Raw genomic sequence first — 13179 nt, forward strand, 5'->3', positions numbered from 1 at the left:
CTGATCATCCGCGCTTCGTCCGAACCGGTTATTCGTCGTAGGACACAACGACCCTGTCGGTCAGCGGGGTCGATTGGCAGCACAGCACGTAGCCCTGGCGCACTTCATAGTCTTCAAGTGCATGGTTCACCGCCATCTCGACTTCCCCTTCCAGCACCCTGGCCCGGCATGTCGAACACACCCCCGCCTTGCAGGCGTAGGGAACGTCAAGCTGATTGTCCAAGGCAGCGTCCAGCAAACTGGTCCCCTGCCGGGGCATCTGGAAGCTGCGGGCCGTCCCGTCCAGCGACACGGTCACCTCGGTGACAGCGCCCGGTTCGGTTTGATGCTTGCTGAGCGCCTTTTGCCTGGCCCTGCCCGGCTGGCCCGAGGCAAACAGTTCGAACTTGATCTGAGCGTCTTTCAACCCGTGTTCCCGCAAGCTCCCGGCAATCGTCAGCATCATCGGTTCGGGCCCGCAGATGAAGGCGGTATCGATGGATTGCGGATCGATCCAGCCCGACAACAGCATCCGCATCTTGGCCTCATCGATCCGCCCGGTGAATAGATCGATCTCCTGCGCCTCGGTTTCGAGCACATGAATGACGCTGATCCGGCCAAGATACAGGTTTTTCAGGTCTTCCAGTTCTTCGCGGAACATGATCGAACGGACATGGCGATTGGCATAGACGAGGGTGAATTGCGATTTCGGCTCCCGGGCCAGAACCGTCTTGATGATTGACAAGACCGGTGTGATGCCCGAACCGCCGGCAAAGGCGGCATAATGCCTTTTCTCTGACGGCTCGAGGCCAGTGTGGAAGTTGCCCATCGGCGGCATGGCTTCCAGGATAGCGCCCTGTTTCAGCTCTTCGTTTGCCCATGTCGAAAATGTGCCGCCGTCCACCCGCTTGATGCCAACCCTCAGGATGCCGTCATCCTTGCCCGCGCAAATCGAATAGGACCGGCGCAACTCCTCGCCGTCAAATTCCTTTCGGAACGTCAGATACTGGCCCTGAATGAAGTCAAACCGGGCGCGGTCGCACTCCTTTGGCCGCAATGTGACAACGACTGCATCACGCGTTTCCTTGTGTATCTCGGTAACTTCCAGGGGATGGAAACGCGCCATGAACTCGGTCCTCCGCAGGATCTGCCGTTATATGCACTTGAAGTAGTCGAACGGTTCGAGACAGGCCCTGCAGCGGTAGGATGCCTTGCAGGGCGTCGATCCGAACTGGCTGACCTTTTCAGTATCCGCAGACCCGCAACGCGGACACTCAATTCTGATATCTCCAGAGCCGGACAGGCGGCCTATCAAACCACCTGCCCGGCTTTTCGCTGACGTCCCCGGCATCGGTGGGACAATGCCGTAGGCCCTCAGCTTGTTGCGCCCTTCCGCAGTGATCCAGTCGGTTGTCCAGGGCGGGGACAGTTGCCGCTCCAATCGAAGCTCCTGGACCCCGCGGCTGCGCAAGGCAGTTTCGATGTCGAGATTGATCACACTTGTGGCCGGGCAACCGGAATAGGTCGGCGTCACCGTGACCACAAGCGTGTTTCCATCCCATTTGACCCGCCGGATAACACCGAGATCGACCAGGGATATCGCCGGAATTTCCGGGTCGGGAACCTCCTCGAGCCATGACCATATGGTGCTGGTGGGTGCAAACATGATCTCACCAGACCGCGCCGGGATAGGCGCGCTGAAGAAACTGCATTTCGGCGAGGATGTATCCGAGATGTTCGGTGTGGATGCCCTGCTTGCCGCCTTTCTGCGCATAGCTATTGTCGGGAATATCCAAGGTCGCAACGTGCAGGACCTCGCTGACTGTTTCAATCCAGCTTTCTTTCAGGCTTTCGGGATGGGGCGCGATGCCTTTGTCCGCCAGAAGCCTGTCGGCCGCATCGCCGATGAAGAACTCGCCCGTGTAGCACCATTGATCATCGAGAGCGGACTGCATCCGGCGATGGCTTTCGGCCGATCCATCACCCAGACGGATCACAAGATCTGCGGACCGCTCCAGATGATAGGCCACTTCCTTGCGGGCTTTTGCCGCGATTTCGGTGATGCGCCCCTCGGTGGACGCCGCAAGCACTTCGAGCATCTGAAGATGCCAGGCATCAAACAGGAATTGACGCATCAGGGTCTGCCCGAAATCGCCGTTGGGCCGTTCGACCAGCAAGACATTTCGAAATCCGGACGCATCGCGCAAATAGGCTAGATCGTCGGCACTTCGTCCCTGCCCTTCAACTTCCGCAGCCAGACCCAGCCAAACTCGCGTCTGCCCGATCAGGTCGAGCGCGGTGTTGGCAAGCGCGATATCCTCTTCCAGGACCGGGGCGTGCCCGCACCACTCGGACACGCGGTGCCCGAGAACGAGTGTATTGTCCCCCATGCGAAGCAGCCACTCAAACAGGGCCGCCTGAACATCCATCTCGACCGCGACCGTCATCACATGTGCCCCACGTCTTCGGGAATGTCGAAGAAGGTCGGATGCCGGTACACCTTGGAGTTGGACGGCTCGAACAGAGGCCCCTTGTCGGACGGCGCCGAGGCGGTGATGTGTCTGGATTCCACCACCCAGATCGACACGCCCTCATTCCGCCGGGTGTAGACATCCCGGGCATTCTTGAGCGCCATTTCCGCATCAGGTGCGTGCAGACTGCCCACATGCCGGTGATTGAGGCCATGTTGCCCCCGGATAAACACCTCCCAAAGCGGCCATTCCTGCGACATGCGTCTCTCCTTCAGATGACCTGACGGTTCGCGTTCATTTGCCTGGCATGGTCCCAGTCAAAAGCGAACTCACTCGCCCCATGCATGTTGAGATGTTCCAGTCTTGCCGCAGCTTCCCCGAATGTTGGCAATTGACCTTTTGCCACCCGCCACATGACCGAATGGCCGGCAGCTTTGGCTGAAAACCACTCACCGCCCCTGACAAGAACCCGTTTGTGAACCGTTTTGAAAACAAAGTCCTCGAGATCGGCCACGGTCTCCCAAACCGATAGATTCGCAATGACATCGGGATAAGGAAACACACTGGCGTAGCCCGGCTCTGCATCGGCATCAATATGACGCCAGACGAACCCGGGAGAACGATCGGCTGCGGCGTTGACCCGGTTGACATATTGGAAGAAATCAAAAAATCGGGGATCGCTCAGGTCGTATTTCGGCCGGGAGACATTCAGCTGGGCGACATGATACCCGTCCATCATCCTACTCCGCCGCTGTATTCATGGCCCTGCGCTTTTCGGCATGCGCCATCAATCCGTCACGGAACCAGGCACCATCGTCCCAAGCCTTGATCCGCGCCCCGAGCCGCTCCCTGTTGCAAGGCCCATTGCCCTTGATGACCTCGAAAAACTCCGTCCAGTCCGGCTCGGAAAAGTCATGCCCGCCCTTTTCCTCGTTCCACTTGAGTTGATCATCCGGGATCGTGAGACCAAGGTAGTCCGCTTGCGGCACCGTCTGGTCAACGAATTTCTGACGAAGCTCGTCATTGGTGTTGATCTTGATTTTCCAGGCCATCGATTGGGCCGAATGGATGGAATCCTTGTCCGACGGCCCGAACATCATCAGTGAAGGGTACCAGAACCTGTTGAGGGCGTCTTGCGCCATGGCTTTCTGGTCTGCCGTCCCGGACGCCATTTTCATCATGATGTCGTAGCCCTGACGCTGATGAAAACTCTCTTCCTTGCAGATCCGGATCATGGCCCGGCTGTAGGGGCCGTAGGAGGTGCGCTGAAGCGGAACCTGGTTCATGATCGCCGCCCCATCGACGAGCCATCCAACCGCACCGATATCCGCCCATGTCAGTGTCGGATAGTTGAAGATCGAAGAGTATTTCATCCGGCCTGAATGCAGCTTCTCGACCAGCTCATCCCGGCTCACACCTAAAGTTTCCGCTGCGCAATAGAGATAGAGCCCGTGACCGGCTTCGTCCTGAACCTTGGCCAGCAGAATGGCCTTGCGTTCCAATGTCGGTGCGCGGGTGATCCAGTTGCCCTCCGGAAGCTGTCCCACGATTTCCGAATGGGCATGCTGCCCGATTTGCCGGACCAGGGTCTTGCGATAGCCTTCCGGCATCCAGTCCTTGGGCTCGATCTTGTCTCCGCGATCAATCCGCTCCTGAAACGCCCGCTCCTCCCCGGACATTTCTTCGCGTGCTTTCAGACCTTCCGACTTCACCAATTGTGCGTACATGACACTTTCTCCTCGTGTCACTTCCTGCGGCCGTATAACCGCCAAACCAGCGCTTTCATATCGTCATGCTTTGCCGCAGCAATCCAGCATGCCCGGCCGACCGGCCCAACCTGCGCCGCCGGTATCGGACGCCGTGCAAGGCCGCTCCCCAGCCAATGGCATTCATCGACCGACCGGTCACTTATACCCCAAAACATGTCACAGAAAAAGTCGAATTGTAATTTTTTTAGTGACATTTTTAACGTCAACTTGCCTGCGCCAGGAATGGTAGCTTCTTAACTCAAAATAGCGCGAAGGCTATTCTGGCGGCGGCTGAGACTTGCAGATTGCCGGTGCAACGGACCATCCATGTCTTCAAGCTTCTGACAAATATAGTGATCCGCCTGATCCGACAGCCGCAGGTAGGTTTTTGCAAACAGGGCTTCGGCCTCATGGCCGGGCCAATCCGCCCCAAGCGCCTCCAATGGCAGCATCGGATCCTTCAAAACCACACCCCGCCACGCATGAACCAGCAGAAGACGGAGGGTGAAGCTCTCTTCGGCAGTCAAACCCGCTATGGGCTGATCAGCGCCCCCAAGAGTGCAAAAGCACCGGACAAACTCGGCATACCTGCTGCGTATCTCACCGAGATCCCAACACCTTTCAGAGAATTCGCGCAGCGCCACCGGATCGCCCGGCGCAGCATCATTCCAGATCTTGCCCGGAACCCGCTGCTCCGGTTTGTCCGGCCCCACCCAAAGAGTGTCAGACAACCTGGCAAACCCCAAGGCTTGCAAGCATCGATCCTGCTTATCGCTAGCAGCGACAAAACACCATTTATCGGCGCGCGGTTCTGATAAAAAGATCTGTCGGGCGGCCTGCAGATATTCCCGGCCCGCATCGTCGGTCAGCCGGTAATAGCTTTTTCGGCCGACCCGCTCCCCAACCAACTGCCCGTTTGCAACAAGGCGCGAAACAGCTGTCCGGACATTGGTCTCGGAAAATCCGAAACGGCCACAAATCTGGATGAGATTGCCCATCCACAAGACGCCTTGGCGAGGCTGGGCGACATCGCCATAAACGGTCACGACCAACCCCGCCGCCCGAGGGCGGAATAACGTTAGCCCCGAAGCGAACACATCACACATTATCTGGCCCACTCCAGACCGTTGCAAAACAGCAAACGATACAAATCGTTTATGGAGCCACTTTGCCGCCCGCGGCCAGAGCGGTCCAGCGCTTCAAGATGAACACTGGAACCCTTCTTCAGACCAGCTCTTTGCTGGTTGCGTTCGCAAGTGCCCAGTTCGCGGATGCCTCAGCACGCACAACTTCAGAAGCATCCCGCTTGTTGCCGTCCTGCATCGACGGCAACTTCAGCATGTACCCGATGTAACGGGTCGATTCGATCGGATCATATCCAAGGCGTTGACGCATCTTTTTCCGGAGTTTGGAGATGTGGCTTTCGACCACACACTCGTCAACACCATCATTCATAAGACCGTAAACCGCATTAAAAATCTGGGTCTTAGTAACCCGCCGCCCCTTGTTGCGGACAAGATATTCAAGGATACGCCGTTCGCGGCGCGGCAGAGCCATAACCTCGCCAGCAATCATGGGGTCCCGGCCATCAAAGAAAACCTGTATATGCCCCTCGTCGGCCGCCGTTTGCCCCGATGTCTTGCGTCTGCGATGTGCCCCTACACGCGCAAGGATTTCTTTGACATGGACAGGCTTGCGAAGAACGTCGTCAACTTCAGCAGCGAACAACTCCAGCGTCGTCTCAAGCGTTGCCTTGTCCTCCAAGGCCAAAATCTGAGCCTCCCGGCACTTGTTTCTGATATTGTGCGGAAAGCTTAGCCGCTCCGCACAGGCCCCTATGACAAACGCCTCTACAGCAAGCAGGTCGCTGTCGGGCGCAATCGACAACCAGTCCAGCACTTCGGACGGATGCAGCTCCAGAGATGCATAACCCTCCCGTTCGAACGCAGATGCGTAGCCAGAGGTTACAATTTCTCTTTCATCAACGATTACAAACACCGTGCCCACTCCGCCAGTAGTTGTTACCAACTGAGTAAAAGCGCATGCCGCGAACGTCAACGGCAGAAACCGGGCTACCCGTTCTGACGGTTAAAAGCGGTGAACCACATGAGCACAACACGCTGTACAAAAACCTGAGATTGAATTTATGAAATTTTATTATTATATTTCTCAATAACTCTTAATATTATTATATAATTACATAATTATAAAATGTATGGTAAATTATGTCAGTTTCTTATCGATAATCCCTAACGGTTTTATGGACAATTGTTACACTTAGAAACAATTTGGCAAAAATTTGACCCACAGAAAAAACTCTGTTCATACCGGGGTCATTTGCAAGGCAGCGAATGCGCGCCGGTCATTGGTTCGCCGATGAGCGAATCAATGACCGGTCGTAAAATTGTTAAGCGTAAAGTGCGCGCGCCAGCTCCATGAACGGATCACCCAGATCGCGCGAATTGGCAGTCTGGCGCAGGTTCTCATATATTTTTGGAACCAATTGGCAAGCTTTGTCGGTGGTCTCATCCGCGCCAGCCTGATACCCCCCCATCAATCTGAGATCGAGAGTATCTTCATAGCGGGCTATGAGCCCCTTGAGGCGGAGGATCAGCTCTTTTTGGTCATCCGTCCAGGCGCGGTTTGCAAGCCGGGAGGTTGATTTGAGAACGTCCACTGGCGGATAACGGCCGTTTTCCGCAATTTCACGACTGAGAATCACATGACCATCCAGCAATCCGCGCAAGGTGTCGGAAACCGGATCGTTGTGATCATCACCATCAACCAGGACCGAGACAATTGCGGTAATGTTGCCCTTCCCGCTCAATCCCGGACCCGCGCGTTCGAGCAGCCGGGCCAGATCGGAAAACACGCTAGGCGTGTATCCGCGGGCGACCGGCGGCTCACCTGCCGCCATTGCAACATCACGTGCTGCATGTGCAAAACGGGTTGCCGAATCAAGGATCAACAGCACCGACTGGCCGCGATCGCGGAAGTACTCCGCAACACTCATTGCTGTCCGCGGCGCCAGGCGCCGCATCATGGGGCTTTCGTCTCCTGTTGCCGCGACAACCACGGTTTTAGTCAACGCCTCGCCAAGGATGTCATCGATGAATTCCCGGACTTCCCGTCCACGTTCGCCGACCAATCCGACCACGACCGTATCGAACTGCCCGAACCCCGCCAGCATCCCGAGCAGTGTTGACTTTCCGACACCAGACCCGGCAAAAATCCCCAGTCTCTGGCCGATACACATCGGCGTAAACAAATCGATCACGCGCACACCTGTGCGCACAGGCGTATCGACGCGTCCCCGCTCCATGGAATGCGGCGGCTCACGGTCAAGCAGGAAGGCCGCCGGACCAGGACGCAGACTGCCGCGCCGATCCATCGGGCGCCCAAGTGCGGAAATGACCCGACCTTTCCAGCTGTCATCCGGGTGAATGGCCAAGCCGCCCATCAGATCGGCCGCAGCACCAATACCGATGTCGTTGCTGCGCTCAAACGGCTTAACGATCACATCCTGTTGGTCAAGACGGATCACCTCGCTTTGCCGACGCGCGTCGCGGCCCTGAAGAACAACGAGGTCCCCAAGGCAAACCGCTTTCGACAATCCGGAAATCCGTACAGAATCAGCCGAAACCTGCGTGACTCTGCCACTGATTTTTACCGTGCCGATTTCCTTCCGGGCAGATTCCAGCGTTATTGCAAGCCGGTCAAGACTGTTCAGCATGTATTCGGTCGGCATGTCGTTCCTGCAGAGCCTTTAAGACATCAAGCGGCAGACGGTTTGCATGATGCGCTGCAATAACTTCCAGTTTTTCAGCGGAACTTATCGGTTCCGGATCGGTATCGCTTTCAGACCCTGAAATGACGGCTTCCGAGGGCTTCACACCAACATCGCTCAGCAACCGGATCATATCGCGAACGCCACCCTCAGAGCGCTCGGTCGCCTTGCCCGTATCCGCACCGAGGACCGTATCGCTTGTACGCTGGAATACCGCAGTATCGGGCTTTGCGGCTGGAACAGCTATAGTGGCCTTTTGAAGGAGGTTTTGGAGATCAACCGGCGTGCCGCCACTTGCACTTGGCCCGCTCTCGGGTAAAGGCGGCGCGGAGCCCGCGAAAGCAACCTGCTGAACAGCATCCTGCCCAAGCGAATACCCCAACATCGCGCTCATTCCGATCGGGCCTCCAAAGGCTGCGCCATAGAGCGCGTGTCCGGCATAGCGTGCACCGTCAGAAATCTGATCGTTCGTGATTGCCCGGTAAACATGCGAAATCACCGGAATATGCTGAAGCGGATTAAGGACATCAACCAAGTCAGCAAATCGCGACAAGCCTGTGCTTTCGACTTGGCCGGGCTCTGCTTTATGCGCAGCTGCGGACTGCCGCGCCACTTCGGCCAGATCAAGCGGTGGCCGGGTCGAAAGATCCGTCGGCAGCACCGTCATGATGTTTTCCCGAGCTCACGAATTGCCTTTTCCTGACTTTCTCCAGTGCCATCCATCATTTTGGTAGCACTTTCGAAAGCGCGGGTAATCATGATCAGCTTGGTCATCTCGCGAACGGGATTGATGTTCGCACCTTCGACATATCCCTGCCGGATACCGTCCGTTGTGAATATCTGAATGGGTTCAGCCGGCAAGTCCGGGACGACAGCGGAATTATCGAGCCGTGCAAGTTTTGCATTTTCGGGAATACTAAAGAGCCCAATCTGCCCAATCAGGTTGTCGGCACCTTGAAACACTTCGCCAGCTTGGGAAATCCTGACAGCACCGCCCTCGGGGTCTATTTGGATCGGCAGTCCGCCATTATCGAGAATCTCGTATCCATTCACGGTTTCGAGCACGCCGTTTTCATCCAAGCGCAAACGCCCGTCGCGCGTATAAGCCAGCCCCTCGCCCGCGCGAATTGCAAACCAGCCATCGCCCTCGATAGCAAGATCCAACGGATTGTCCGTCTTCGTTATGCTCCCAGCCTGACGCGAAATGAAAACCTCTCCCGCCGACGCATAGCTCACCTTCTGCTGCCCGGCCTGCGAAACAAGTTCGGCGAAATTGATCTCGTCAGCCCGGTAACCGGCTGTGTTCATGTTCGCAACATTTCGCGAAACAGTCTCAAGCCGGTTCGAAAGGGCGACTTGCGCAGACAGCGCAACATAAAGAGCAGACTGCATGACGCCTCACCCTCCGAGTTTGAGGTTCTGGATACTTGACAGGAGATTCTCACCTATACCGATGACACCACCCGCGCTGCCTGCAACCATCAACGATGGTGTCAGCGATGCTGCTGGCGACCCATATTTCAAATCATACAGCGCCGAAAATCTCTCAAGCAAACGGCTGAGATAGTCAGGGTCGGTCAATTGCTCGACATCTACCCGCTCCTCAATAAAGGCAGCCTGCTTGTCAATGTCCGACATTGCGAACTCATCCGGGACCCCCAGCGCCGTGTAAACGGTTTCAGCTAGAGCACGATCCGCAAGAAGCTCGTAAACGTTTGTAATCTCAGGCGCTTTACGCTCAAAGTAGAGAGCGAGTCTCACACCCTCATTCTGAGCACCCTCACTCTCCTCCAATGTCTGTCGCATGAAGTTATCAACCACGGGCTGCCGGGTTTTCTCGAAAATGGTCGTCGCTTCACCATTACGCGCAAAATTGAAAACTTCGGCGAATTCCTTGTACCGCTGATCGGTTAGGTTGTTCGCGAAACTGTCGGATATATCCACTCCCTCCTCCAGGACCTTCCGCATGAAAGCCTTGGCATAGATCATATCCTCAAGACCCATTGCCTTCATTGCATACGAATACACCCTGTCGTCGGCCAAAAACTCGTCGATGGATTTGATGTTTTCGATATTTTCGAGATAGTACTCGCTTTGCCGTTCAACAGTCGGATCTGCCCCGACAATTTTCAGGGACCGGTCGATATTGTTCGTGACCAGCTGATATTGCGCTAGTGTACTCAGCATTGATAACCAACCTTTCCTTATCGGCTGAAGACTGAAGCAGCCGCATTCCAGCGACAGAAATTTACGAATAGCATCAGCTCATCACCTTGCGCCGGGCTGACCGCCTCCAATGCCAGCGACCGAACAGCTTCGGGCAAGTCTCGCCGATTAGCGTCGCCCAAACAAAAGTTCAAACGCACCATCCAGGAGCTGCAAGGTGACAATTATCGTTGGCCTTATAATCGTAAGCATCTCTCTCATAGGCGGATTTGCAGCGCTCGGCGGCAAGGTTTCTGTGCTCTGGCAGCCCTGGGAGCTGGTCATCATCCTCGGCATCGGCTTCGGCGCTTACGTTGTCGCCAACCCGTTCAAGTCCATCCTTGATACCGCCCGTGCCATAGGAGAAGCCCTGCGTGGCGCAGTTCCCAAAAAGCGCGACTATCTGGATGTCCTGGCGCTTCTCTACGGTTTGATGCGCGAATTGCGGGCCAAGGGCAGAAACGAAGTCGAACCGCATATCGAAGATCCCCGCAGCTCGGCAATTTTCCAGAACTTCCCCGGAATTCTCGACAACCCGCGGCTGACCACATTCATTTGTGACTATTTCCGGCTGATCATCGTCGGGAACGCCAGGGCACACGAAATCGAGGCTTTGGTGGATGAAGAACTACACACCATCCATCGGGATCAGATGAAGCCTTTCGGTGCCCTTTCGGTTCTGGCCGAAGCTCTTCCTGCGATCGGCATCGTCGCCGCCGTTCTCGGTGTTATCAAGGCGATGGGCGCTATCGATCAATCCCCCCAGATTCTCGGTTCCCTGATCGGCGCCGCACTCGTCGGAACATTTATCGGCATTTTCAGTTCATATGCGATCGTCGGACCGCTTGCACAAAAGATCAAATCCGTGCGGGAAAAGCGCCTTCGGCCATACATCGCGGTCAAGCAAACGCTGCTCGCCTTCATGAATGGCGCAGCCCCGCAAATCGCTCTGGAACATGGCCGCAAAACCATCTCCGAGCATGACCGCCCGACCATTGACGAGGTCGAAAGCGAAACAATGAACACAAGCGGTGTTGCCGCCGACAATGTTCAGGAACTTCAAAACCGGGGAGCTGCCTAAGCCATGTTTGAAGCACTTTCCGCCTTCACCGCCGGCACAAGCTCTGAACGGGCCATGATCGCCGACCGCCTTCTGGATGCAGCCGGCATTTCGGTTGACCGCCTCCCGATGCTGCCCGTGGTTTTCGACCGGATGGCGCGCGTCATGGCAGATTCCATGCGGCAAAAATCGGCGTCGCCCTCCTATATCTCCGTGAGTTATGTCGAAAACAGCAGGATAGGCGACGTTCTCGACGACTACGAAGCAAACGCCCTTGTTGCTGTTCTCTATTCGCCCGAATGGGATGCCCGAGTGTTGATCGGCTTCGATCGCGATTTCATCTTCACGCTTGCAGACGTCTTGCTGGGCGCGGACGGAACCGAACCTCCGATTGACGAGGAACGGACATTCTCGAACATCGAGACGAGAATCGCGCGCATCGTCTTCGAAGTCGCAGCCAAGGCCCTGGAAGAATCTTTCGAACCAATTTCGAAAACATCTTTCAAGATTGAACGTATCGAAAGCCGAATGGACTTTGCCATCATCGGCCGGCGCAACAACCCCGCCGTGATCGGACGTTTGTTGCTGCAGGCCATCGGCCGCGGCGGCGAGGTTTTCGTGATCATGCCCCACGCGACCCTGAATCCGTTGCGTCAAAGACTGTCACAGGTCCTGTCGGGCGAGATGACGAACCGGGACCGGCAATGGACACAACACTTCCATCACGAGATCCAGAAGACGGAAGTCAAACTTGAAGCCATTCTGGAAGAGCGGGAACTCACACTGGACGAGATATCGAACCTGCAAGTCGGACAGGTAATTGAGTTACAGGCCACTTCCCGGACACCGGTCACTCTGTCCTGCAACCATCAGCCGGTCTTTACCTGTCAGTTGGGCCAATTGGACGGTTCCTACACACTCCAGATCGAAGACCTGATCCACGAAGAAAAGGATCTGCTTGATGACCTCCGCAATCGTTGACGGCGTTTTGCTACTGGCACTGATTGTCACGACAATCAGGATGATCTCCATGTACCGGGAGCTCAAGCGGCTCGGATCCTATCATGAAGACTACAAGCGGATTTTTGATCAAACCTCTCTCGCTCTCGACGGGATTGAGGTCTCGGTTCAGGAGATCAATGTCCGGAGTTCACAGCTGCTGAATGCTCTCGGGTCCCGTATGGACGATGCCCGGGAACTCATTGCCGAAATCGACACCGTGATGCGTGAGGCAAAGCGGCAACAGGCAATTCTGAAAGCCGAGCTGAAGGAAATTTCGCGGGCCGCAGCACATCTCAGTGTTCCTGAAAGGTTCAATGATCCGGAAGTCCGCCCTGCCCCGAACTCCGGGCACACATTGTCTTCCGGACTTGTGAATACCGCGGAAACGCAAGCTTCCGACCAGCCAGAGACCGCACTTTCTAAAAAGCCGACCCGCATTCACCGGATTGACGAGGCCTCAGGAAGCCCGTTCCGATCGGTTTCATTGAACCACAAGGAAGATCTTTGATGAGTGACAACGAAGATATCGTTATCGACAAGGCCACGGACCAGGGGCAGCACAATGCCAATCCGGCGGCGCAAGCGAATTTCGCCAAGGTAGAGACACAAAACCCGTCAGAGGATGCGCAGCCTGCTTCTGACCTTCTCGGCGACGAACGCAACCTTGACACGATCCTTGGTATCCCCGTTAATATTCAGGTTGTGCTCGGTTCGGCAACAATGCTGGTTTCAAACCTTTTGAAGCTTGGCCGGGGCGCTGTGATTCCGCTCAATCATCGCGTCGGCGAACCGATCGATATCGTCGTGAACGGACGGGTGATCGCACGTGGTGAGGTGGTTGTCGTTGAAGATGACAACTCCCGCTTCGGTGTCTCTCTCACCGAGATCATAAGCCCGCAAAGCGGCCCGATTGACGCATAAGGTTTG

General features: G+C 56.0%; 16 protein-coding genes. 4 read left to right on the forward strand and 12 right to left on the reverse strand.

The features are described from left to right. Positions 1 to 28: 28 nt before the first annotated feature. From paaE to E1297_RS19895, 12 genes are all read right to left on the reverse strand, one after another. Positions 29 to 1105: a 1,2-phenylacetyl-CoA epoxidase subunit PaaE gene (gene paaE, locus E1297_RS19840; protein WP_155141475.1), complete on the reverse strand. Its 1077-nt coding sequence runs from the start codon at positions 1103 to 1105 to the stop codon at positions 29 to 31. A gap of 27 nt (positions 1106 to 1132) precedes the next feature. Beyond that, entirely contained in the window at positions 1133 to 1645 is a 513-nt protein-coding gene (paaD, locus tag E1297_RS19845) for a 1,2-phenylacetyl-CoA epoxidase subunit PaaD (protein ID WP_155141477.1), read from the reverse strand. Between the two features lie 4 nt (positions 1646 to 1649). After that, a complete protein-coding gene (gene paaC, locus E1297_RS19850) occupies positions 1650 to 2426 on the reverse strand; it encodes a 1,2-phenylacetyl-CoA epoxidase subunit PaaC (RefSeq protein ID WP_155141479.1) in 777 nt (258 codons plus the stop codon). Then, complete coding sequence (paaB, locus tag E1297_RS19855) at positions 2426 to 2710, reverse strand: 1,2-phenylacetyl-CoA epoxidase subunit PaaB (RefSeq protein WP_155141481.1); 285 nt, start codon at positions 2708 to 2710, stop codon at positions 2426 to 2428. Before paaB ends, paaC begins: the two co-directional genes overlap by 1 nt. A gap of 11 nt (positions 2711 to 2721) precedes the next feature. Beyond that, the gene (locus E1297_RS19860) at positions 2722 to 3186 is read right to left on the reverse strand and encodes a DUF3291 domain-containing protein (protein WP_209015881.1); all 465 of its coding nucleotides are present in this window, start codon (positions 3184 to 3186) and stop codon (positions 2722 to 2724) included. A 4-nt stretch (positions 3187 to 3190) separates the two neighbouring features. After that, a complete protein-coding gene (gene paaA, locus E1297_RS19865) occupies positions 3191 to 4177 on the reverse strand; it encodes a 1,2-phenylacetyl-CoA epoxidase subunit PaaA (protein ID WP_155141485.1) in 987 nt (328 codons plus the stop codon). 275 nt (positions 4178 to 4452) lie between these two features. Further along, the gene (locus E1297_RS19870) at positions 4453 to 5304 is read right to left on the reverse strand and encodes a PaaX family transcriptional regulator C-terminal domain-containing protein (RefSeq protein WP_155141486.1); all 852 of its coding nucleotides are present in this window, start codon (positions 5302 to 5304) and stop codon (positions 4453 to 4455) included. 118 nt (positions 5305 to 5422) lie between these two features. Continuing rightward, positions 5423 to 6196 carry a response regulator transcription factor gene (locus tag E1297_RS19875; RefSeq protein WP_368669619.1) on the reverse strand — a complete coding sequence of 258 codons (774 nt, stop codon included), beginning with the start codon at positions 6194 to 6196 and terminating at the stop codon, positions 5423 to 5425. 409 nt (positions 6197 to 6605) lie between these two features. Beyond that, positions 6606 to 7946, reverse strand: a complete 1341-nt coding sequence (locus E1297_RS19880) for a FliI/YscN family ATPase (protein ID WP_155141490.1) — start codon at positions 7944 to 7946, stop codon at positions 6606 to 6608. Then, positions 7915 to 8652: a hypothetical protein gene (locus tag E1297_RS19885; RefSeq protein ID WP_155141492.1), complete on the reverse strand. Its 738-nt coding sequence runs from the start codon at positions 8650 to 8652 to the stop codon at positions 7915 to 7917. The genes E1297_RS19880 and E1297_RS19885 overlap by 32 nt, the downstream gene beginning before the upstream one ends. Beyond that, positions 8649 to 9377 (reverse strand): flagellar basal-body rod protein FlgF, encoded by a 729-nt coding sequence (gene flgF, locus E1297_RS19890; protein WP_155141494.1) that lies wholly within the window; start codon positions 9375 to 9377, stop codon positions 8649 to 8651. Before flgF ends, E1297_RS19885 begins: the two co-directional genes overlap by 4 nt. 6 nt (positions 9378 to 9383) lie before the next feature. Beyond that, complete coding sequence (locus E1297_RS19895) at positions 9384 to 10172, reverse strand: DUF1217 domain-containing protein (protein ID WP_155141496.1); 789 nt, start codon at positions 10170 to 10172, stop codon at positions 9384 to 9386. A 196-nt stretch (positions 10173 to 10368) separates the two neighbouring features. On the opposite strand from E1297_RS19895, the gene motA reads away from it, so the two are divergent. Genes motA through fliN form a run of 4 tightly spaced genes read left to right on the forward strand, consistent with a single transcriptional unit; the run spans position 10369 to position 13173 of the window. After that, positions 10369 to 11271: a flagellar motor stator protein MotA gene (motA, locus tag E1297_RS19900; protein WP_368669620.1), complete on the forward strand. Its 903-nt coding sequence runs from the start codon at positions 10369 to 10371 to the stop codon at positions 11269 to 11271. 3 nt (positions 11272 to 11274) lie between these two features. Further along, positions 11275 to 12231, forward strand: coding sequence for a flagellar motor switch protein FliM (locus E1297_RS19905; protein ID WP_155141498.1), 957 nt, complete (start codon positions 11275 to 11277; stop codon positions 12229 to 12231). Then, complete coding sequence (locus tag E1297_RS19910) at positions 12212 to 12760, forward strand: hypothetical protein (RefSeq protein ID WP_155141500.1); 549 nt, start codon at positions 12212 to 12214, stop codon at positions 12758 to 12760. The genes E1297_RS19905 and E1297_RS19910 overlap by 20 nt, the downstream gene beginning before the upstream one ends. Beyond that, positions 12760 to 13173, forward strand: a complete 414-nt coding sequence (gene fliN, locus E1297_RS19915; protein ID WP_155141502.1) for a flagellar motor switch protein FliN — start codon at positions 12760 to 12762, stop codon at positions 13171 to 13173. The genes E1297_RS19910 and fliN overlap by 1 nt, the downstream gene beginning before the upstream one ends. The last annotated feature ends 6 nt before the right edge of the window (positions 13174 to 13179 follow it).

This window comes from Roseibium sp. RKSG952 (genome assembly GCF_009711355.1).